At 61.3% G+C, this 21,934-nt stretch carries 17 protein-coding genes, 1 tRNA gene and 3 pseudogenes; 14 read left to right on the top strand and 7 right to left on the bottom strand.

The features are described from left to right. Positions 1–49: 49 nt before the first annotated feature. From NLN62_RS16585 to rplU, 3 genes are all read right to left on the bottom strand, one after another. Positions 50–643, bottom strand: a complete 594-nt coding sequence (locus tag NLN62_RS16585; protein ID WP_027523578.1) for a GNAT family N-acetyltransferase — start codon at positions 641–643, stop codon at positions 50–52. Between the two features lie 139 nt (positions 644–782). Next, entirely contained in the window at positions 783–1,052 is a 270-nt protein-coding gene (gene rpmA / locus NLN62_RS16580; RefSeq protein WP_027523579.1) for a 50S ribosomal protein L27, read from the bottom strand. Between the two features lie 103 nt (positions 1,053–1,155). Then, positions 1,156–1,530 (bottom strand): 50S ribosomal protein L21, encoded by a 375-nt coding sequence (gene rplU / locus NLN62_RS16575; protein WP_027523580.1) that lies wholly within the window; start codon positions 1,528–1,530, stop codon positions 1,156–1,158. A gap of 338 nt (positions 1,531–1,868) precedes the next feature. Here rplU and NLN62_RS16570 point away from each other — a divergent pair, with 338 nt between their 5' ends. The 9 genes and pseudogenes from NLN62_RS16570 to NLN62_RS16530 all read left to right on the top strand — a co-directional run bounded on the left by NLN62_RS16570 (position 1,869) and on the right by NLN62_RS16530 (position 11,880). After that, positions 1,869–3,020 carry an ROK family protein gene (locus tag NLN62_RS16570; RefSeq protein ID WP_254109465.1) on the top strand — a complete coding sequence of 384 codons (1,152 nt, stop codon included), beginning with the start codon at positions 1,869–1,871 and terminating at the stop codon, positions 3,018–3,020. 602 nt (positions 3,021–3,622) lie between these two features. After that, positions 3,623–3,712 (top strand) — tRNA-Ser (locus NLN62_RS16565). A 164-nt stretch (positions 3,713–3,876) separates the two neighbouring features. Next, complete coding sequence (locus NLN62_RS16560; RefSeq protein ID WP_254109462.1) at positions 3,877–5,100, top strand: integrase arm-type DNA-binding domain-containing protein; 1,224 nt, start codon at positions 3,877–3,879, stop codon at positions 5,098–5,100. Positions 5,101–5,246: 146 nt separating this feature from the next. Then, the gene (locus tag NLN62_RS16555) at positions 5,247–5,537 is read left to right on the top strand and encodes a helix-turn-helix domain-containing protein (protein ID WP_254109460.1); all 291 of its coding nucleotides are present in this window, start codon (positions 5,247–5,249) and stop codon (positions 5,535–5,537) included. A 178-nt stretch (positions 5,538–5,715) separates the two neighbouring features. After that, positions 5,716–6,990, top strand: a complete 1,275-nt coding sequence (locus tag NLN62_RS16550) for an AAA family ATPase (protein WP_254109458.1) — start codon at positions 5,716–5,718, stop codon at positions 6,988–6,990. A gap of 837 nt (positions 6,991–7,827) precedes the next feature. Beyond that, positions 7,828–9,627 carry a DUF3363 domain-containing protein gene (locus tag NLN62_RS16545; protein WP_254109456.1) on the top strand — a complete coding sequence of 600 codons (1,800 nt, stop codon included), beginning with the start codon at positions 7,828–7,830 and terminating at the stop codon, positions 9,625–9,627. A gap of 110 nt (positions 9,628–9,737) precedes the next feature. Then, positions 9,738–10,206, top strand: a pseudogene (locus tag NLN62_RS16540) (ATP-binding protein); the annotation flags it as partial. 82 nt (positions 10,207–10,288) lie between these two features. Continuing rightward, positions 10,289–10,507 (top strand): annotated as a pseudogene (locus NLN62_RS16535) (YmdB family metallophosphoesterase); the annotation flags it as partial. A 653-nt stretch (positions 10,508–11,160) separates the two neighbouring features. Further along, complete coding sequence (locus NLN62_RS16530) at positions 11,161–11,880, top strand: hypothetical protein (protein ID WP_254109454.1); 720 nt, start codon at positions 11,161–11,163, stop codon at positions 11,878–11,880. Positions 11,881–12,077: 197 nt separating this feature from the next. On the opposite strand, the gene NLN62_RS16525 is transcribed toward NLN62_RS16530, so the two are convergent. Together NLN62_RS16525 and NLN62_RS16520 are read right to left on the bottom strand one after the other, a co-directional pair. Further along, positions 12,078–13,682: a hypothetical protein gene (locus tag NLN62_RS16525; protein ID WP_254109452.1), complete on the bottom strand. Its 1,605-nt coding sequence runs from the start codon at positions 13,680–13,682 to the stop codon at positions 12,078–12,080. Positions 13,683–14,072: 390 nt separating this feature from the next. After that, positions 14,073–14,975: a LysR family transcriptional regulator gene (locus NLN62_RS16520; protein ID WP_254109450.1), complete on the bottom strand. Its 903-nt coding sequence runs from the start codon at positions 14,973–14,975 to the stop codon at positions 14,073–14,075. Positions 14,976–15,102: 127 nt separating this feature from the next. On the opposite strand from NLN62_RS16520, the gene NLN62_RS16515 reads away from it, so the two are divergent. The 3 genes from NLN62_RS16515 to NLN62_RS16505 all read left to right on the top strand — a co-directional run bounded on the left by NLN62_RS16515 (position 15,103) and on the right by NLN62_RS16505 (position 18,061). After that, positions 15,103–15,879 (top strand): SDR family oxidoreductase, encoded by a 777-nt coding sequence (locus NLN62_RS16515; RefSeq protein WP_371932994.1) that lies wholly within the window; start codon positions 15,103–15,105, stop codon positions 15,877–15,879. Between the two features lie 33 nt (positions 15,880–15,912). Next, positions 15,913–16,935: a glutathione S-transferase family protein gene (locus NLN62_RS16510; RefSeq protein ID WP_254109445.1), complete on the top strand. Its 1,023-nt coding sequence runs from the start codon at positions 15,913–15,915 to the stop codon at positions 16,933–16,935. Positions 16,936–16,996: 61 nt separating this feature from the next. Further along, complete coding sequence (locus tag NLN62_RS16505) at positions 16,997–18,061, top strand: alpha/beta fold hydrolase (RefSeq protein ID WP_254109443.1); 1,065 nt, start codon at positions 16,997–16,999, stop codon at positions 18,059–18,061. An 18-nt stretch (positions 18,062–18,079) separates the two neighbouring features. On the opposite strand, the gene NLN62_RS16500 is transcribed toward NLN62_RS16505, so the two are convergent. Continuing rightward, positions 18,080–18,607 carry an SCO family protein gene (locus NLN62_RS16500; RefSeq protein ID WP_254109441.1) on the bottom strand — a complete coding sequence of 176 codons (528 nt, stop codon included), beginning with the start codon at positions 18,605–18,607 and terminating at the stop codon, positions 18,080–18,082. A 14-nt stretch (positions 18,608–18,621) separates the two neighbouring features. Then, positions 18,622–20,023, bottom strand: a pseudogene (locus NLN62_RS16495) (hypothetical protein). A gap of 1,098 nt (positions 20,024–21,121) precedes the next feature. Here NLN62_RS16495 and NLN62_RS52980 point away from each other — a divergent pair. Together NLN62_RS52980 and NLN62_RS16485 are read left to right on the top strand one after the other, a co-directional pair. Continuing rightward, positions 21,122–21,250: a hypothetical protein gene (locus tag NLN62_RS52980; protein WP_256375278.1), complete on the top strand. Its 129-nt coding sequence runs from the start codon at positions 21,122–21,124 to the stop codon at positions 21,248–21,250. A gap of 29 nt (positions 21,251–21,279) precedes the next feature. Then, the gene (locus NLN62_RS16485; RefSeq protein WP_254109436.1) at positions 21,280–21,699 is read left to right on the top strand and encodes a hypothetical protein; all 420 of its coding nucleotides are present in this window, start codon (positions 21,280–21,282) and stop codon (positions 21,697–21,699) included. The last annotated feature ends 235 nt before the right edge of the window (positions 21,700–21,934 follow it).

The following is a 21,934-nucleotide window of genomic DNA, read 5'->3' as shown; positions in this document are numbered from 1 at the left end:
TCTCGGCCTTCGCCGGGACGACATTGATGATTGAGGAAGCGCCTGCGCCTTACCTCACCCGCCTCGCGCTGCTCCAGCTCTTCAGCGAGGACCACACGCCGCGCGACAGGCGGAAGCAGTCGACGGGCGTCGAGCATCCCAGCGCGTAGAAGCGGTGCAGCTGGACGCCGCTCCACTGGAAGCCGCACTTCTCCAGCACGTTGCGCGAGGCCGGATTGGTGACGCGCGCGCCGGCGTAGAGATGGCCTTCCCCGAACTCCTCGAAGAAGAAGTCGATCGCCCCGCGCGCAGCCTCGGTGGCAAAGCCTTTTCCCCAATGCTCGACGCCGAGCCAGTAGCCGAGTTCGGCATTGTCAGGCGTCGAGCAGTCGATCCCGATCATGCCGACGGGCGCATTGTCGTGCTCGATCAGGAACACGGTCTCGTTGCCGAGCTCTGCGGTGGCGCGGATGAATTCCACGGCGTCGTCGTGCGAATAGGGATGCGGCAGGCGACGTGTGTTCTCGGCGATGCGGCGGTCGTTGGCGAGGCGCGCGATCGCCTTGACGTCGGCGAGCGTCGGCTTGCGCAAGGTCAACCGCTCGGTGGCGACGACATCAGGCCTCGCCTCGCGCAAGGTGGTGCTCGAAAAATCCTGCAACATGTCCGGCTCCGTCAAAGACTTTAGGTCAAAACGAAAAGGGGAGGCCGGTTTCCCGCCTCCCCTGGAGCCTTCGATCTTTTGATCTTGAGGACTCCGCCGGTTTGGTCAGGACCGGCGGACTCCAATTTGATCCACCGTATTATTCAGCCGCCTCTGCGATCGGAAGCACCGATACGAATGTGCGGCCGTTGGCTTTAGCCTGGAACGCAACGCGGCCTTCAACCTTGGCGAACAAAGTGTGGTCAGTGCCCATGCCGACATTAAGGCCGGGATGCCACGTGGTGCCGCGCTGACGCGCAATGATGTTGCCGGGAATCACATGCTCCCCGCCGAACACCTTGATGCCGAGGCGCTTGCCCTTCGAATCGCGTCCGTTGCGCGATGAACCGCCTGCTTTTTTGTGAGCCATGGCTCGTCTCCGAAATCCTGCGTATCTCTAGATCAATTCCTTGACGGAATCATTTCACATTTTCTCACGCATCAATTCGTGAATTGGCGTGATCAAAGTCTCGCTATTCAGCGGCTTCCTTTGCCACCTTCTCCTTCTTCGGACGCGGCCCCTTGGTGGGCTTGGCGTTGCCGGTCAGGATCTCGGTGACGCGGAGCACGGTGATCTCGTCGCGATAGCCACGCTTGCGACGCGAATTCTTGCGGCGGCGCTTCTTGAACGCGATGACCTTCGGCCCGCGCTTGTGCTGGAGCACCTCGGCCGCCACGGACGCGCCCGCAACCGTCGGGGCACCCAGGACCGGCGCGTCACCGCCGACCAGCAAAACTTCACTCAGCTGCACGATCGTGCCGACTTCGCCGGCGATCTTGCCAATTTCCAGGACATCATCCGGTACGACGCGGTACTGCCGGCCGCCGGTTTTGATGACTGCGAACATCGTTCTCTTCCTTCGTGTTCAATCCCGGCCTTTCGGACTTTCGTCCGGGCCGGCTTTTTGTCAGTCGCTATGGGTTTTCAGCACTCTGCGCGGGTGGGGTATGCCCCTCAAAATCCACGCAAAAACAAGCGGCGCGAGAAACGCCCCGCGCCGGCTGGGGGACTTATAGCGGCCGAAGCGCTTGAGTCAAGGAAAACCGGGCTCAAAAAGCCCCAAATTTGAAGGATTTGGCCGGTTCTTGCCGCCGGGCCGGGGTACCTTCGGATAGTTGGCCGCACCTGCAACCATTGAGTTCCGCCGCAGTTGTCATCCCGAATTTCAAAGCGGGCAAGGGCTCCATGGCAGACGAGCTGGTTTTGACGACGGGAATCGCGCAGCACGGCGCTGCCCGCCTGCCGTCGGTGGACGTCGACAGCTTCAACGCCGAGCTGAAGGACGAGGACGGCTTTCTCGGCGACCGCGCCAGCAAAAGCGCATTCCGGGCCATCCTGGATCATTGGCGCAAGCCGCTGCGCAAGACCGGCGAGGACCCGTTCGGCGACGAGCCGTCGGACCGGATCAGCAAAAAGACGCTGGACGAGATGCTGGTTGGCGACGACACCGAGGCCTCCGCCGTGGTGCACAGCGCGATCGAGGATTTTGCCCAGGAGCTCGCCTACGTCACCCGCCGCTTCCTCAAGACCAAAGCGTGGGCGAAGACCGAGCGCATCGTGGTCGGCGGCGGTTTCCGCGACAGCCGCCTTGGTGAGCTCGCGATCGCCCGCGCCGACATCATCCTGAAGGCCGAGGGTTTTAAGGGCGACATGCTGCCGATCCGCTTCCACCCGGACGAGGCGGCCCTGATCGGCGCGCTGCATCTGGCGCCGTCCTGGATTTTCGAGGCCCATGACAGCATCCTCGCGGTCGATATCGGCGGCACCAATATCCGCTGCGGCGTGGTCGAGACGCGCTGGAAGAAGGCGAAGGATCTCTCCAAGGCCTGCGTCTGGAAGTCCGACCTGTGGCGCCACGCCGACGATGAGCCGACGCGTGAAGGCGCGGTGAAGCGGCTCACCAAGATGCTGAAGGAGCTCATCGCGGAGGCCGACACCGAGGGGTTGAGGCTCGCGCCCTTCATCGGCATCGCCTGTCCCGGCGTGATCAAGGAGGACGGCTCCATCGAGAAAGGCGCGCAAAATCTCCCCGGCAATTGGGAGAGCAGCAAGTTCAACCTGCCGGCGAGCCTGGTCGAGGGCATTCCGGCGATCGGCGAGCACGACACCGCGATCCTGATGCACAACGACGGTGTGGTGCAGGGGCTTTCCGAGGTGCCGTTCATGCAGGACGTCGAGCGCTGGGGCGTGCTCACCATCGGCACCGGGCTCGGCAATGCGCGCTTCACCAACCGGCGCAAGGAGGCTGGTAACGGCAAGGACCGTGACTCTGCGGATAACGGGAAGAAGAAGACCAAGGAAAACAACAGGGAAAGCAGGCAGAACGACAAGGAGTAACCTTGACTGGTTAGGTTAAGGCGCGGATTGCGTTGCAGCACGCTGCGCGGTCGTTACGGTCCATCCGTCGCCTCACGCCGGCCGGCGAAGCCGCCCTTCTCGGCCTGCATTGCAATGAGCGGCAAGGGACCGCCAGTGTTTACCGCGTCTGGCGGTCCCACCCGTGGGGCTCTGCGGCGCCTGCCCGTTTCTTCTCAGCTCATGTGATTCGCGTCCGCGAGGGCTCGACTGCGCGCTCTGCCGGTTCGGGAATTTTTGGCACAATCTGCACTTTGCACCCGTTCTGTCCGGTCTAATATTACCGTATGGGGAACGATCTGGTGTTTCGAATCACGGTTATTGTCCTGGGAACGCTGCCTGTCGTGCTGACGGCTTTCGCGCTGCTCGGCGCTCCGTTCGCAGACTGAGCGCCCGAACCCGGCGCCGGTGCAGGACCGTGCAAATCGGCGCGAAACAGGCTCTCGGGCCGGTTTCAGCCGGTGTTAGCCTGCGCGCACCTTCCACGAAGCGCTGGATTTTCGTCGCGCCCGCCTTGTCTGGCTCGCCATCCTCGCCTAGAACACGCCCCGACCGCACGGGGCTACCCCGATTTGGCGCCTTCAGGAGAGGTGGCAGAGTGGTTGAATGCACCGCACTCGAAATGCGGCATAGGTGCAAGCCTATCGGGGGTTCGAATCCCTCCCTCTCCGCCACTACACTGTTCTCCTCAGTATCCGATTGTTCGAAACGACAGCAAAAACAACGACTAGCGTGACGAACGCTGTTGCGGCCAGTTCCGCGATGGTACCCGTAGTCACCGCGCAAGTCGTAGTTTTTGATCGTGGGTTCGGAGGACGGATTTCGCGAGGGGGACCACATGGCTGGCAAGCTCAAGCCGCTCGACGTTGAACGCGAAACTCGACCCGGCAAATACCCTGACGGGGACGGTCTCTATCTCATCGTGAAGGGTGCGACGTCGAAGAACTGGATCTATCGATACTGTAAAGGCGGCAAGGAGCGATGGCTCGGCCTGGGCTCGCTGAAGGATGTGTCGCTAAAGGATGCGCGGTTAGCTCGCGACGCAGCGCGTCTTCGCGTCAAAGGCGATCGCAGCACACCCGGCGTCGACATCGTGCAGGAGAAGCGCGCGGCGCGCGAGGAAGCAAAAACCGTAGAGATCAAGACCTCTCTTCCGATCTTCGAGGAATGTGCCGAAAACTATATCCGCGAACACTGGGCCATCTGGAGCAAGAAGCACCGCAATCAATGGCCATCGTCGCTGAAACGATATGCTTATCCGACAATCGGGAAACTGACGATCCCAGAAATCAAGCCCAGCCACTTGTATGAATTGCTGAGGCCGATCTGGGTCGAAAAACGCGAGACGGCGAACCGCGTCCGCGGGCGGATTGAGACAATCATCGCGAAGAACGTCGACGTCGACGACAAGGATTTTCGAAACCCCGCCGAGCTCACTAAGCAACTGCGCGAGAAACTTCCAAAGCGGCCCAAACGTGTCGTCCGGCATCATCCAGCGCTGCCCTATGCCGAAGCACTGCAGTTCATGGCGGACCTATCGACGGCTGCCGGCACTGCCGCAGCGATGCTGCGCTTTCTGATCTTCACGGCGTGCCGCACGAACGAAGTGGTGGACGCCCGCTGGACTGAGATCGATCGGCCATTGTCGGCTTGGCGAATTCCCGGCGAGCGCATGAAGATGAAACAAGACCACGTCGTGCCACTGCCGGATCCTGCCATGGTCATTTTGGAGAAAATGCGCGACGGCGCTCAAGGCGGGTTGATCTTTCCAAATCCCGACGGCGGATCGTTTTCTGAAAACGCAATGCTCGCTGTGCTCGACCGATTGGGCTACGGCCACGTCACAGTGCACGGTTTCAGATCGACGTTCGCGACCTGGGCCGAGGAGTGCACGGACTACCCGGACGGGGTGCGCGAGGCAGCACTGGCGCACAAGTACAAGTCGGAGACCACGGCAGCCTACCAGCGTGGACAAAAGCTCGAGAAGCGACGCGCCCTTATGAAGGATTGGGCGCAATTCTTGGCAGGATCAAACGTGATTGGCTTTCGCGAAGTTGGTTGACCTATTCGCATCGCATCGGGAGGCTGCGAGCTCATTAGACTGCGGGCTTAAGCTGCCAATGTGCGCCCGAGCGTCGAATTTTACGATGGAGCCGCCGATAATGCGCACGGTAGAACGAACGCTTTGCGGAGAAATCGTTCTCCGGCATGCTCAAGAATCTCTGGAAACAGCAGGATGTTTCGCACATGTCCCCTAATTCCATCGCGCTGGAAGCGCCGCTCGTAGCATCGCCGAACCAGACGATGAGGGCGATCCAGGTCTCCCGCAAAAAGCTCTACGAGCTCATCAACAGCGGCGAACTGGAAAGTTACACGGAAGGCAAGTCACGCCGGATCACGATCAAATCGATCAACGAATACATCGAGCGCCGACTAGCAACGGAAGCGATTCGCCGCGGCCGAACTGCTTCCGCTAGAAACCATCAATCACGTCCCTAAGCGCGCCGCCACCTGGCTGCTCCAAGCCGGTCGGCCATGCTCTGGACTTGATCGGATGAACTTTGATGCAGGCATCTCAACGCCGATAAGGGATGCGCAAAAAGCGCTCTCGCTCGCCGCTCGCATCGTAGCGACAGCACCAAATACACCGTCTGCGCGACTCCATGCTCTGCAAAAAATGGCCGATCACCTGCGCGAGTATGTGCGGAGCGGCTGGCTCAATCCGGCGACCGTTTCGGACAAGATTTTCGAAGTCGCTGCGCTACATGGGCTGGTCGGCGAACCCGGCAGCGACCAAGAAGCAGCCATTATGCAAATCGCGATGTCGGCAAATCTGCCGGTTGAGCTGCGTTCGACCGGGCGCCACGACGGCAAGTCCGACGATGCCGGCATGCCGACTACGCCGTCGCTGGAAACCAAGACGCCAGCAGTCTGGAAGGGGACTGAGCCGCTCAAGCAGCGCTGGCTGGCGGCCGCGCGTATTCCATGCGGCGATCTCACGCTCTATTCAGGCAATGGTGGTGCAGGCAAGACCGAAACAGCGGTGCAGCTGCTGGTCTCGGTGACCGCAGGGCTCGGCGACTGGCTGGGTTGCGTTGTCGAGACGGGCCCGGCCCTGTTCCTCAGCTGCGAAGAACCTGAGGCGAATATTCGTGATCGGATCGAACGTATCTGCAAGCATCGGTGCATCGATCCGCATGCGATCGGGGATCTGCATCTGCATTTTCCTGACCTTGAGGCGACCTGGCTCGTGACGGCGGACCGGTTCGGCAAAGTCATGAAGACCGCGCTTCTACAGCAGATCGAACTCTGGATTAGCGTACGCCGGCCGATCCTGATCGTCATCGATTCGATCGCCGCGGTGTTCGATGGTGAGGCGATCGCTCGGCGGCAGGTCCGCAGCTTTCTTGCGATGTTGCGGAAGGTCGCGCGCGATAATGAGGCAGCGATCGTGCTGCTCGACCACCCGTCGGTGCGTGGCATGGCCGACGGTTCCGGAACCGCCAATTCTGTCGATTGGCGTAACTCTGTCCGCGCGATGCTCCATCTTTCAGATGCAGACAAGAACGATCCGGATATCCGAGAACTCGAGGTCAAGAAGTCGAACTACGGGCGCTCCGGCGAGAAGATCAAGCTGCGCTGGAACGGCCTAACGTTCGTTACGAAAACATCAGCCGACAGCTCTCCCTACCGGGCGGCAGCCGAGCGCGACGTCGACGAGCTTTTCCTCAAACTGCTCGACAAGCGCATTGCCCAGGGCCGGCCCGTCCGCCCGAGCACTGGTCGCGGAAGTGCGCCATTTGAGTTAGCCGGCGACCCCGAGGCAAACGGGGTATCGTCAGACGCTTTTCGCGCTGCCATGGAGCGCTTGTTCACGGCCGGAAAAATCGTGAGTGTGGAAACGGGACCCGCTTCGAAGCGCCGGAAGCACATCGAGAGAGCGCCCCGATAAGTTTCCATCGCCCGTTCGATCGGTCTTCCATCGCTTCCAACGCCCATTCGAACGCCTCTGCTAATGGCCCTTCCATCGCCTGCCATCGCCCCTTCCATCGGCGGTGCTCCATCCCCCCACACCCCTGCAGCGATGGAACGCGCTGCTCCGCTGGTGCTGCGCTGGCGTTCAGGGTTTCCGTACAATTGGGTCGGGCAGGAAGTGAGCACGGGATAGCCAACCGTGGAGGGCGAGATAAAGCGAACTGGCGTTCGCTGGCTCCCTCCGGTCGCAAAGGGTTGTCTGCACATTGGATTTTGCAAGTTTTGGCGACGTCAAAACGGCACGTAGCAACGTGTGCAGGCGCCGCCCTTCGAACTTTCCCGATGAATTTCAATCTTTCGAGCGATGGCGCTCGCAATGTGCTCCGAAGAGGAGCCACGCTGTTTGTTCGCTATCGTGCGTGATGATGCGATTTGATGCGATCAGTGTTCGGCAGCTCTTGTGTCGGCCCTTTCCGATGTCAATCGTCGCGCCATGGCACGCGATGACAGTGAGAATTTCCGGATCAGACCTGGCCGGTCCCGCAACGGAGGAGCGCGCATCAATCCGCGGACGCAACCGTTTCTCAAGCAGGTCCAGGTCGCAGTCCGCAAAGCGGGTGGTGATCCTCGGCGGATAGGCTCGAGAGCGCGATCGGGCGGCGGCCGGGAAGGAGGAAGGTCGGGCCGGTTCAGCGCGCGCGGCCGGGGCGCGAAGGTCGTTGCGTCGTTTGCTCGGCAGGGCAGGGACGCTGGGTGGCAGAGAGATTCCGCAGGCCGCTTCCGGGCCCGGCGGGTGGTGGTCAAGGCGAGGGTCGTGCGGCTCAATCCGCAGCGGCGTGGCGCGCGGGGTCCGAAGATCCGCGCCACGATGAGCAGGGCCGTCGATGCCCATCTGCGCTACCTCGAGCGGGATGGGGTCACGCGTGACGGCGAGCGGGGCAAGGCCTATTCCGCTTTCGAGAACGAGGCGGACGGCAAGGCCTTTGTGGAGCGTGGCCGGGAGGATCGTCATCAGTTTCGGTTCATCGTCGCCCCGGAGGATGCAACCGAAATGGCTGACCTTCGCGGCTTCACCCGTGACCTCATGCGCCAGATGGAATTGGATCTCGCCACCCACCTCGACTGGATCGCGGTGGACCACCACAACACCGGCCATCCCCACACCCACATCATCGTCCGCGGCGTGCTCGATGATGGCCGCATCCTCAATATTGCTGGCGACTATATCAGCCGTGGCGTCCGCCACCGGGCAAGCGAACTGGTCACCCGGGAACTGGGTCACCAGAGCGAGATCGAGCTTCAGACAAGGCTGCAGAACGAGGTCGAAGCCGAGCGCGTGACGCGGCTCGACAAACTACTCTTGACCGAGCAGGAGGAGCAGGGCGTGATCGATCTGCGACCAGGGGAAGGTGCGACCTTCCTCATACGAGAGAACCGTAACCTCATGATCGGCCGGGTAAGGCACCTGGAGCGCTACGGAGTGGCCACCGAGCTTGAGCCGGGACGATGGGCCCTTTCCGACCGCGCGGAACAAGTCCTGAAAGATCTGGACCACCGCACTGAAGTCATCAACACCGTCCACCGGGCCCTCACGAAGAACGGCCTCGCCGAGGAGCGCGGCGTTGGCCAATTCGCCCTTCACGGAGAAGGATCAGGCGAGAAGATCGTCGGCCGAGTCCTGGCCAAGGGCCTGGCCGGAGACGAGATGGGCGAGCGGGTTTACCTGGTCGTCGACGGCATCGATGGCCGCGTCCATCACATGGAGTTCAAGGACGCGAGCCGGATCGAGGAGGTCGGGCGGGACATGATTGTCGACGCGGCCCCAGTCGTGTCCGGTCCAAGACCTGCCGACCGCAACATTGCCAGCAATGTCGAGGAGCGCAACGACATCTACCGGCCGTGCCGGCACCTGGAGCGTATCCGCGATAGCTTTGAGCGGCAGGGCAAGGACCCCGAAGCTTTCGTGCGTTCCCATGTCCGACGCTTGGAGGCATTGCGCCGGGCCGGCCAAGTCGAGCGGATCGATGCCGATAATTGGAAGGTCCCGAAGGACATCGTCGAGCGGGGGCAGGCCTACGACCTCAGCCAGGGCGGCGACGGGCTGAGAATACGGACGCTCTCGGCCATCGGCCTCGACCGGCAGATTGCCAGCGAGGGTGCGACTTGGCTCGACCGACAGATTATTGCCGAGGACCGCTCGGAAATCAGGGACGGCGGTTTTGGCAGAGAGGTCAACAAAGCTATCAGCCGTCGGGCTCGGCGACTTGTCGAGATGGGCCTTGCGACCGCTAAGGATGGCAACGTTCGTGTCCCCGTGGACACGGTGGCGACTCTTGAGCGACGGGAGGTTGAGCGTGTCGGCCACCAGATGGCGAGAGAGCGCGGGCTAACCTACACGCCAGCAAACGCCGGCGAGTACGTCAGTGGCCGCCTCGCCGGCGTCGCCAGCCTCGTCAGCGGGCGCTTCGCGATGATCGACAACGGGCTCGGCTTTCAGCTCGTGCCCTGGCAACCACTCCTCGAGAAGCGCATCGGCCAGCACATCAGCGGTCTGCAGCGCGACGACCGTGGCATCGAGTGGACTTTCGGAAGAAACCGAGGGCTCGGCCGGTAGCACAGTCACGGCAAAGGCGCGCCTGCTACCATCAATTGGGACGGACCGCCGCCGCCCTATCAAGGCGGGCGCGTGCCGCGCCCCCGCTTCGCGGTTGGCGGCCTTGTCAGGCCGGCGGCGGCTTCATCGTCCAGGAACGCAACGTAGTGCTGGTCGGCGGCACTGGCACTGGCAAGACCCATTTGGCCATCGCAATCGCCAGAACCTGCATCCGATCCGGTGCCCGTGGGTCGCTTCTGCAATGTGGTCGACCTTGTCAACCGCCTCGAGATCGAGATCCACAGCGGACGTCAGCGCGGTCTTGCCGAACATCTAACCCGAATGGACTTCATCGTCCCGGACGAACTCGGATATTTGCCCTTTGCCCAGTCCGACGGTCAGCTTCTCTTCCACTCGTCAGCCGGCTCTACGAGCGCGCCTCCGTGATCGTCACCACCAATCTCGCCCTCGGTGAATGGCCCAGCGATGAACACCGCGCTGCTCGACCGCTTGACCCATCACTGCGACATCGTCGAGACCGGCAACGACAGCTGGCGATTCAAAAGCCGCGACGACGATCATGCAACCCGCGCTCGTTGACAGCAGAAGGCGGGCTGAGGGATGATCGACCCAGCGCTATTCAGATCGGCATTCTCGATTGCCTACATCTGAGAGACTGAGTTTGCGCATTCTCTTCATCGGCGATGTCGTTGGAAAGTCCGGCCGCCAAGCCGTTCGAACCCATCTTCCGGAATGCATTGCTAAGCTGAAGGTGGATCTGTGCGTGGTCAACGGCGAAAATGGCGCGGACCAGGGCTTCGGCATCACCGCCGCCATCTACGAGGAACTGCTGGCGTCCGGCGCGGATGCTGTAACCTTGGGCAACCATTCCTGGAATCGTTCTGCGATGGCGCCCGATCTTGTGCTGCGGGCAGACAGTTCAAGCTGGCCAGCTGTCCCAGCTCCTTCGGAGGCAGCGCCTTCACGTAGCGAGGTCCGGTCGTGACGGGTGCTGAAGCCGGGCTCAAATCAACCCGTGAAGCCGAACTTCACGTCGTCCTGCCGGGTAAAGGTATAGTTGAAAAGGGCGACGCGGCTGGCGTGTTGAAGTTCACATCCTGCCACCAGGGGTGCTGGTACTCGGCGAATAGCGACACCGGATGGCCGAAGCCCTGCAGGAAGCTCGGCTGTGCCAGGCGCCGCCGACGCCGAGCGGCCGCCGCCCGTTCGGGTCATGAACGAAGTTCTGGCCGGTGTTTGGATTGTGTGCGTGAACGCCATCAGTGTCTACGGCGACATGAATCTCTATGGTTCTGAGGGCATCACCTCCACGAGAGGAGCCCGAGTACACTGCACTAAGTGGGATCGTGGGAACGGCCTGCCCCGTCTTCGTGTCGATCCAGACGTAGCAGCCGCCGCCGGCAGGCGTCGCATTTTGCGCGGGGCTTGAGCTTGTTGGCCATTGTCGCGTGCTCTTGTGGTAGTCATGACTGTTTCCGGCTATTCCGGATCCCTGTCGCTCGAAATACCTGCAGGCGCGCGAAGGGGACGCACATGCATCCGCACAATCGTAAGAAACTCGACGAACGCGTGATCAGAGCGGCAGAGGCGGCGCTCGCAGCCCAGAAGTATGTGCGCCCCGTTGACGTGCTGGTGGGGATCGGATGGCTCGATCCCGGTGCACTCAAGCGCTGGCAACGGGGAGAGGTCGATTATCTCGAGAGGGTGGTGCAGACTAATCTGCCGCGCATTTCCGAGGCCATGAAGCTGTTTCGGTCGTGGGCGGCCGCGGAGGGGCTAACCGCAAGCGAGACGCATTATATCGCGCGGGCTCCATCGCGGCGGACGCTGCGCTTCAGCAAGAGCGGGAATCCGACGATCGAAAAGCTGTACCGTACCCATTGGATTTCGGGTGAGCTTTCCGAGAGGAAGCGGGAGCTTTTGGCGGAGAGAGCGAGCCGTGCACCCGAGCTTCTGGTGATCCAGCCGCTGAACGAAACCTGGAAATGCCACCGATGCGGCGGAACGGGAGATTTTCTCATCATGGAAAGCCCCGGTCCGGTGTGCCTGCGCTGCACAGGTCTCGACGATCTTGAATTTTTGTCTGCCGGGGATGCGCTGCTCACGCGCCGAGCCAAGGCGAAAAGCGCAAGGCACGCTGTGGTAGTACGCTTCAGCAAGAGCCGGCGCCGCTATGAACGACAAGGTCTGCTGGTCGAGCCGCGCGCCTTAACGGAAGCGCAACGCGAACTCGACCGACAGAACCCCGGTTAACTCATCCGCGCCGGAACAGCGGTCGCAGGCGGCGGAATCGTGCTCTGGCGAAGTGACGCGCAGCCGATGAAGGTGGGCGCTGTTGCTTCACCGTGCACTATGATGGCGGAGCCTGAGGTTCCGCTCCAATCGCTAATTCTGCGATGGCCTGCGACACGCGCTGCCCCGAAGTCGGAGGGAGTTGCAGCTCACGTACATCAGCCAAAATTTAGTTTCGACGCCGGCTCCGTGAGCACCGCGATCGTGCGCAAGGCGATATCGCGCATCAAACCGATCTCGGTCATGTCCCTCCCGTCGGCGAGCGCCTTTGCAACGATCGCGAGCTCTCGCCAGCATAGATCGGCCTCCGCGGGCGCCTCGCGCATCCACAAGGCGGTGCTCAGAATGAGGTCGGCCCATCTGTCACGGCGGCGCGCAAAGATGCTCTGCAGAAGATAGTTTGCAAGCTTCGCGCGATTACCGCGGCCTGCGCGACCCACCGCTCGTGCAACCTCCGGGTCGTCCTCAAACCAGGATTGTGCGATGACCTCGATGTCGGCCAATTCAGCGCTCTTCCGCAGCACCGATGTAAGCGTCGCGGGCTCCAACATAGTCTTCGGGACCTCGGAGACCAGGCCGGCTAGCGTTTCACTGAAGGTCATACGCGATGGTTGCCAGTCGACACCGCCGATCGTCTCGGCAACCTCGAGAAGTCCGAGCGGTGGCGCCTCTCCCTTCTCTGCGCCGATTGCCAAGTGATGTGCCACGATACGATCGAGGTATGACCTAGATACAGCAAGCGTGGGAGCGGCCATCCCGGCACTGGCCAGGCTTGCCTCGATCTGGCGACGTGACTCCGGCTCGCTGCTCCAGGCATCTGCAATCGCGCCCTTGGTCAGGATCGACGAGATCCGCTTTTTTCTTCCTGCAGGCGACACCAACAGGAAACCTTGTGTTGCCGCACCGTCGACGGCCGTGGCGGCAATCGCCTCGATGCTGCCTACCTCCCATTGCACGCATTCGATCCCAGCCGCACGTGCTTTGCGGATGATGGCATCGATTTCAGCTCGCTCGTTCTCGGGCCGCCAATTACGCACCGCGATGAGCCGCCGAACATCAGTCGGCGCCAGAGAGGCCGCGACCTGTGCAAGCGCTGCCGCAACGACGCGGCGCACAGCCGAGGCCGGATCGAGCAGGAACAGAACCGCGGCGCCGCGCGCTGCGGGCTGGTCGGCGAGCGCCAGAGTACCGGCCAGCGCGCAGCGGGCTTCGACCGGCATGGCATGGGCAGTTTCGAGCAGCGAGCCGACGATCATGAACGGATCGCCCTCGCAAGCTTTGAGGATACCGGAGAGAGCGGCGCGGACGTCGGTCTGAAGCGGTTCGTGCTCATTCTGGGCGTGCTGCGCAGACGCTGCGGCCAAGTCTGGTGACGCTGGAATTTTCGACTGATGCAATGCACCTCCGACGAAGGCGAGCATGCGTCCGTCGATTTGCCCTGCCTTGACCCGCTTGACGACATCGGCCTGAAAATCCGCGATCAGCTTGGCGGCGTCCGCATAGCCCCGATCGGTACGGTAACGTAGATGCTCGAGCAGCCGCTGCAGGAGAAACAGATATCCGATGGCAAGCACCTCATCGTTGCCGGCCGGAGGCATGTGCAGGGCAAGGCCTGCGAAAGCGGAAAATATTTCGCCTGGAGAGCTTTCGCAGTATCGAACGAGTTCGGGGCCGAACGGTGGTGGCCGACCCTTTGCGATCGCGCGCGCGATCCGTCTCGCATGGTCATCGGTCGGCGAAGATTTGGGTCCGACTCGGCTCATCGCGCTACCTCCACGAATCACGAGAGGATAGCCAGGAATCGCGCCTCGGCCTTTTTCAAAGTCGGAGATATCAACTCCATAAAGCCATGACGAGTTGCCCAGATCTTGCCCAAGTCCCAATGCGCAGAAGCGACCGGCAGCAAGTTCCCCATGAGGTGATCGGCGGCCCAATACGGCGATTGCGCGCCATTCGGAACAAAAATGCGAACTCGTATGTGATTGACATCGCGATCTGATTTTACATCACTAATTTCGGTGCCACCGGCCGTCACTATGTCCGGTTTCAGTCGGCCTCGCCGCTCGTTGAGGTTGGTATCAGCTCTGCGTAGGCCTGTGTCCATGGACCGGACAGAGCGCAATTGACCTGCGGGCAGCGGCCCGCGATCGCTGTCAATCCCACGGCGGCTTGCCCCGGAATGCCTCAACAAGGAAGTCCACCATCACACGCACCTTTGCGCTGACGTGGCGGCGGCTCGGATAAACGGCCAGCACATCGATCTCGCTCGTGTGATAGTCCGGCAGCAGCCGGACCAACCGGCCTTGCCGCAGATGCTCCCCGATCAGAAAGGTCGGCTGCAGGATCAATCCGAATCCGGCCAGCGCCGCCGCACAAGCCGTTTCGCCATTGTTGGTGTGGAAGATGTTGGACACCGGCACCGTGTGAAGCTTGCCGTCTCCGTCCAGCAACCGCCATTCGTCGGCCGAGGCGGAATAGGCGTACGCAATGCAAGCATGGCTCCTGATATCCTCCGGAGTCTGCGGCGCTCCATGTCGCGCGATGTAATCCGGTGATGCGCAGATGAAGTGATGAATGGCCGCGAGCTTGCGGCTGATCAAGCTCGGCGATCCACCGCGCGAGATGCGGACCGCCAGATCGAAGCCCTCGTCGACAAGGTCGACGAGCCGATCGACCAGGCTGATGTCGAGCTCAATGTCCGGATAGCGCGCCATGAAACGCGGCCATAACGGCGCAAGGTGAAGGATGCCGAAGCTCAGCGGCGCGTTGATCCGCAGACGTCCGCGGGGCTGCATTGCGGCGGAGGACGCGATCGCCTCGGCCTCCGCCACCTCCTCCAGGATCGAGAGTGCGCGGTCATACAGCGTCTTGCCGGTTTCGGTCAGCGAAAGGCGCCTCGAAGTCCGGTTGAGCAAGCGCGCGCCGAGCATCTCCTCCAACTCATTGACGTAGCGGGTCACATTGGCCGGCGAGGTCTCGAGCTTGTCCGCGGCGCGGGTGAAAGAGCCTTGGCCAACCACCGTGGCGAACACCTCAAAAGCGCGCAGACGGTCCATGGGCAGCCCAGATCATTCATGAAAACTGAATCATATAACCAGTTTATGTACCTTCCTTCCAGTTCTGTGTGGGTCTAGGAAACTTCCCATCACGCCGCGGTTGGCGCGGCCGAACGGGAGAATGGAAATGGCACAAGGCACGGGACGTCTTTCAAACAAGGTTGCAATCGTGACCGGCGCGAGCTCGGGCATCGGCCGGGTCACGGCCAAGCTATTCGCTGCCGAAGGCGCGAAGGTGGTGGTTGGAGCGCGGCGCGAAAGCGAGCTGGCGAGCCTCGTCGCCGAGATCAAGGCCAGTGGCGGGACGGCTGTCGCACTCGCGGGAGATGTGCGATCGGAAGGTTATGCCAGAGCCCTCGTCGCATTGGCCGTGAAGACATTCGGCAGACTGGATATCGCCTTCAACAACGCGGGCACGCTCGGCGAAGGCGGCGCCTCGACAGAAGTCTCCGAGGCCGGCTGGAACGATGCCGTCGCGATCAACCTCACCGGCTCATTCCTTGGCGCCAAGCACCAGATCGCCGAGATGGTCAAGCATGGCGGCGGGTCGGTGATCTTCACCTCGACATTCGTCGGCTACAGCTCTTCATTCCCCGGCGTCGCCGCCTACGCCGCAAGCAAGTCAGGTCTGATCGGCTTGACGCAGACGCTCGCCGCCGAGTTCGGTCCGCAGAACGTCAGGGTCAATGCGGTCCTGCCCGGCGCGATCGAGACCGAGATGTATCGCGAGATGAACGATACTCCTGACAAGGCGGCCTTCATCACCAATCTGCACGCCCTGAAGCGGGTCGGACGGCCGGAAGAAGTCGCGCGCTCGGTGCTTTACCTGGCGTCCGAAGATTCCAGTTTCGTCACTGGGACGGCCTTGCTGGTCGACGGCGGTCTTTCGATCACCCGCACCTGAGGCGGTCGACAAACATCGTTCGAGGAGGCTGACATGGGATTACTGGTCGACGGTGAATGGCGCGACGCCTGGTATGCGACGAAGCCAAGCGGTGGCCGCTTCATTCGCAAGGACAGTTCCTTCCGTAACTGGATCACGGCCGACGGCAGCGCCGGCCCAACCGGTATCGGTGGCTTCAAGGCCAAAGCCGGCCGGTATCATCTCTACGTCAGCCTCGCCTGTCCCTGGGCACACCGCACACTGATCATGCGCGCGCTGAAGGGACTCGAGGACACGATCTCGGTATCCGCAGTACATTGGCTGATGCTCGAGCACGGCTGGACCTTTGCCGACGGTCCGGGCGTGGTCCCAGACACGGTCTACCGCGCGCAGTTCCTGCATCAGATCTATACGGCGGCCGATCCCTGCTACACAGGTCGCGTCACCGTTCCCGTGCTGTGGGACAAGCACACCGGCAGCATCGTCAACAATGAATCGTCCGAGATCATCCGGATGCTGAACTCGGCGTTCGACGGAAGCGGTGCCCGGCCCGGCGACTATTATCCGGCCGCACTGCGCGAACAGATCGACGCGATCAACGCGCGCGTCTACGACACCGTCAACAACGGCGTCTACAAGGCAGGCTTCGCCACGACCCAGGAAGCCCACGAAGAAGCCATCTTGCCGCTGTTCGACACGCTGGACTGGCTCGAGCAGCACCTTGCCGATCGGCGCTTCCTGCTCGGAGACAATCTGACCGAGGCCGATATCCGCCTGTTCACGACACTGATCCGGTTCGACGCGGTCTATGTCGGGCACTTCAAGTGCAACATCCGGCGATTGGTCGACTATCCGAATTTGTCAGCTTTTACGCGCGATATATACCAGTGGCCAGGCGTCGCCGAGACGGTGAATTTCGAGCATATCCGGCGGCACTATTACGAAAGCCACCGTTCGATCAATCCAACCGGGATCGTTCCGCTCGGTCCTGTCCTTGACTTCACCGCAGCGCACGGACGCGAGCGGTTGGCCGTCGCGAGCATTCCGCATGCCCACATGCTTCGGCCCGCGGGATAGATCGAGATCGCAATCCACAAGCACATACGTTCGCTCGGCCGAACAACAAGAGAGAGCCGTCATGTCCCGTCGTCTTGCGACACATCTTGCTTCATTGCTGACCGCCGTCGCACTCGCAGGCAGTGCCATTGCGCTGGCCGACAGTGCGCGGGCGCAGACGCCGGATTCCCGATCGCCCGCGCCGCGAAAGCCGGTGCAGCCGATCGGCATCGGCCTCGAGGACATCGAATATCCCCATCCCGTGAAGTTCTTCGACCTCACCATCGAAGGCCAGCAACTGCGCATGGCGTACATGGACGTGCCGCCCGCCGCTGCCGCCAACGGCAAGACCGTCGTGCTCCTTCACGGCAAGAGCTTTTCAGGCAACTACTGGGCGCACATGATCGCGACCCTGACCGCCCAAGGATACCGTGTGGTCGTGCCGGATCAGATCGGCTTCGGCAAATCGGCGAAGCCCGACATCCGCTACCGCTTCGATCTTCTCGCGCACAACACCAAGATGCTGCTCGACAGCCTCGGGGTGAGCCGCGCCGCGATCGTCGGCCATTCCTTCGGCGGCATGCTCGCGGTTTATTTTGCCCGCAACTATCCGGAAGCGACGGCGGTGCTGGCCCTGGAGAATCCGATCGGCCTCGAAGACTACCGCAGCGCCCTCCCGCCACAGCCGATCGAAGCGCTGGTGAAGACCGAGATGTCACAGACGCCGGAAAGCTATCGTGCCTTCATGGCGGCCTTCTTCGTCGGCTGGCCGACAACGGCGCAGCAATATGTCGACATCTTCTCGCGCGTGCTGTTGAGCGCCGAGTATCCGCGCTGGGCGCGGGCATCGGCGCTGACCTACGACATGATCTTCAACGAGCCGATTCGTCATGAATACCGCCTCTTGAAGATGCCGGTCCTGCTCACGATTGGGCAGAACGACCGCAGCGTATTCTTCCGCCGCTATGCTCCGCCGGAAGCGATCAAGCCGCTCGGCAATTGGCCGGAACTTGGCCGCCAGGCCGCCAAGGATATCCCCGATGCCAAGCTGGTTGAAATCGACCACGCCGGGCACCTCCCGCACATCGAGCAGCCGGAGCAGACCGAAGCAGCCCTCGCGGCATTTCTCGCAGAGCGGTTTCAATAGCCGGGAACTCCGTCGGGTCTATCTCGTCGGCGCGCGTTCGCAAGGCGCCCTGTCGGATTCGAGCAGCGACCTCAAACGGCCTGCTATTTCCTCTGCGGAGAGAGCGTCGCTAAAGTGAGCTGCAAATCTGCCCTGGGGATCGATGAGATAGATTATCGCGGTGTGCGGGATCGCGTAGTCACCCTTGCTAGCTTGGTCATCCCTTCTTTGCGCGAAGACTCGAAACGCTCCCTTGACGTGATCGATCTGCTCCCGCGACCCCGTCAGCCCGGTAAATCGCGGATATGATCGCAGAAACGAGCGCATCACGGCTGCTGTGTCACGTTCCGGATCGACGGTAATGTAAATCGGTCGTATCCGGTCGGCGAGTGGACCGAGTGAATCCAGCGCTGCCGTCAGCTTCGTGAGCGCACGCGGGCACACCACCCGGCAGTGGGTGAAACCGAAGAAAATCAGCACGTGGAAACCACGATAGGTCTCGTCCGAGACATCCTGGCCATGGTGATCCATCAGACGAAACGGCCCACCGATCGACGCCGGCGACAAGCTCCCAGTGCCGCTCACTTGAAATCCTGCTCGCCAGGTTCAAACGCCATCACGCATGAATGTGCAAAACGCTCGGGGCAATGGAGCACCACGTCTTCACCGTCGATTTTCACTTGAACAGATCCCGCGATCTGCACGTTGGTTGCCGAGCCCCGTGCGAATACCTCTCCGTCACAAGCCAGCGACCATGGACCGCGGGCCAAAGCCCTTGCGATCCGCACGACACCATCGCCCGAAACGTCACCCCGCCGCTCGACCGCGAAGTTCAACCGGTTGTTCTCTGAATCAAATATCGCACGGCTGACATCGACATCTGATCCGACAGCAACGATGGCCGGCTCTTCAAAGTGAGCCGATTTCCAAGGCTCGTTGTACAAGTGCCAGAGCCCATCGGGAATATTGAGCCGAGCGTAGCCCAAGAGCACGTTTCCAGACATCGGTTCGACCAACGTCCGGACGCCTTCGGCATTTTCGACCATGTCGTTGCGCGGATAGTACAATCCGCCATCAAGCCAGGCCGGAGCCATATAACGATCGGCGTGCGCCAGTAGCCCCCGCAGCGTTTCGGCATCTCCCATTTCCGAGGCCCACGCAGCAATCCAACCGAAATCGCAATCATCGGTGACGATACGCTGACCCATGACTTCTGGTCGTACCGGCACATTGATTGAAAGCGCGCCATCGACGCCGGGTTTCAGAAAGTCGCGAATCTGCCTCGGATAATGTTCGTGGACAAATTCGCGATTCCACATGTTGAGCAATGCACCGGTCCACGCGTCGACCCACGGCGACTTACCAACATTCTGGCGCACCGCCTTGGTGTCCTGGGCCAGCATGATGTGATAATGGCCGTTGTCACCGATGCGGCCAAAATCCCTCCAGGCCTGCTCATAGCCTCGCGTCACCTCCTCGGCAATCGATCCGCCGTTGATAAGATCATGCATCCGGAAGCCAAGAATCGCGGGCTGATTGCATATCTGAAATACGCAGTTCGGCTCGCAGGCGACACCGAGATAGCCAGATTCCACCATCTGCCAGTAGATGTGATCGTTGAGGGAATTCTGGTCATACTCGAAGCATTTTTCCTTGCCTCCCCCAAAAATAAGACCAGAAGCGAAAAGTGAGCGCAGCGGGGCGCGCGTAGCGAGCATCGTTAAAGAGATAGCAATATAGCAGCGCCATCGATTGAACGTAGGCGCTGTACATGATGTTATCTCGACCGACCGGATTCCATTCCTCGCGATAGTTCGCCGAGAGGTGAGCGTTGAAGATGCTTCCACCACGGCTCACGTCGCGCCAGTACATCCAGACTTCCGGTAAGAGCATCTTTTCGATCAGCCGCTCGAAGACCGGCTTGAACACACCGGGCGCCGCGGGCAGACGATGCCTATGGGTCAGCGCCAGGGCGTAGGCCATATAGGCGAGCTGAAAGCGAAAGCCGCCGAAATCCTCCTGCCCGTACCCCTTGCCTTTCATCAGTTTCCACTGATTGGGCAGCTGAAGGGAAAGATTGTCGAAATGACGGATGTGACCAATCTGCAGCTTGTTCAAGCTCTCAAATGCATAGCTGCTGCTCATGGACATCTCCCGAGACCGAGCACGGCCGAAGCATGGGTCATCTCCGCCATCTTGCCCATGGCACAGACATTTCGACAACGGTCTCGAACTTCGCCGATTTCCTGGAACCGATTTGGTACGGCTCGACGACGCGATCGCCCAGGACCGGCGTTTGCGCTGCAAATCGGGTTCGCAGCTCTATTCTGAATGGTGGGGAAATGGCGGCCCGACACGACTCGAACGTGTGAGTCGCTTGATGGCGTTTTCGTCGATGATGGGCCGTTGGAGGAACAGGTTGTGGCCAGGGCGAAATCGCATTTTGCGGCCGCCGCAGCCCAAATGGTGGGTTTCGGTCGAGGAAGGTCGAAAATGCTTTGTCTTTCAATGGGGGTTGACTGACTCCCTCTCCGCCAGCCGCAAAGGCCACCGAAGTTGCAGGTGCAGGGTGCGCAGAAGCGGGCCGAGGGTCGGGATTCGTCGGTCGGACTGGACCTGCTCCAGAGCAGCGGCGTTCGCGACGAGGTCGGCGATGTGGTCGGCGGCAAATTGCGGAACGCTGGCTGCGCACCGGCGCATGGCCTTGATGCCGGACGCCAGCGTTGTGGCGTCGTCGCATGTCGGGCGGACCCTGCCCGATTGTTGCCCAGGCGCCACAGCGGCCGCCCAAGTGCCGCGAGTACCGCCCAGGCAGATATCGTGTATCGAGGAGTCCAAGACGCGCGTCCTTCCTTGGGTCATTTTGCGCGCAGCGGCTGCTTCGGCCGTAGCACCAAGGGTTGCTTTGTGGCGCGCAGGACGACGGTGAATCTGGCAGCCAGCGTTCGCCCGGCGCGATCTCTGGTGATCTTTTGAAGCGTCCTGCGGGGGTGGCCTTTGCTTTCACGTCAATTCGGCTCGGCTGAGTCTGCTTCCCATCAGCTTGTGTCCGATCGGGCGCGGCTGCTCGCGAGCAGCGCGATGGTCGGCGGGGTGTTGCGCACCCTCGTCGAAGACGACGCCGGCGGCGGCGCGAGCGTGGTCAGGGCTCGGGGCAGAAACTGGTACGTCGAAAATCAGGCGCTCGAAAGCGCGATGACACCGAAATAGATTTTGGAGCGGAGGCGGAATAGCAGGCAATGAAGGCTTTCTCGACAATCGTACTTGCAATCGTACTTGCAATCGTCCTTTCGCAAGGCGCACCGGCCTTTGCGCAGACTTCGAAAAAAGCTCCGCCCGCCGTGCAGGCAGAGTTCACCGAGTTCATTGCCAGGTTCCGAGCGGCGCTGAAGGCTAACGATGCAGTAGCGGTCGCGGGCATGGCGAAACTACCGTTCGACGGAGACGCTGCCGTCACCAATGCCGCGCAATTCCAGACAAAGATTTACAGAGCCTATTTCTCCACGAAGGTCCGCGCATGCATCCAGCGCGGCGCGGCTAACTATGATCGCGACCAGGAGAACAACGACAACTACCACATCTTGTGCGGAGAGATGATTTACACCTTCACAAAAACGCCCGCCGGATTTCTGCTGAGGTATATCGGAGAGAATGATTAGACGGTTGAAAAGTCCCGGGGGGGCAAAATGCCAAAATGAAAATATTCCATGCCGCTTCAGATTTTGGCATTCTTGATGCTGGCGGCCCGCAACGACGGACCTCATATGGAGTGCGCGGCGGGAGGTTAGCCTCGCGACGTCATCGCCGATGACCTGATCATGCCTTACCATTGGCGGGATCCGGTCAAACGTTGGGGATCTGTCCATTTCCGCGGAGTATGGGCAATTGCGGGTT

Origin of the sequence: Bradyrhizobium sp. CCGUVB23 (assembly GCF_024199885.1) — a bacterium.
In the GTDB taxonomy this organism is placed as follows: Bacteria; Pseudomonadota; Alphaproteobacteria; order Rhizobiales; family Xanthobacteraceae; genus Bradyrhizobium.
Note: the sequence above shows the minus strand (reverse complement) of the source record. Positions and strands in the feature narration are given on the sequence as shown.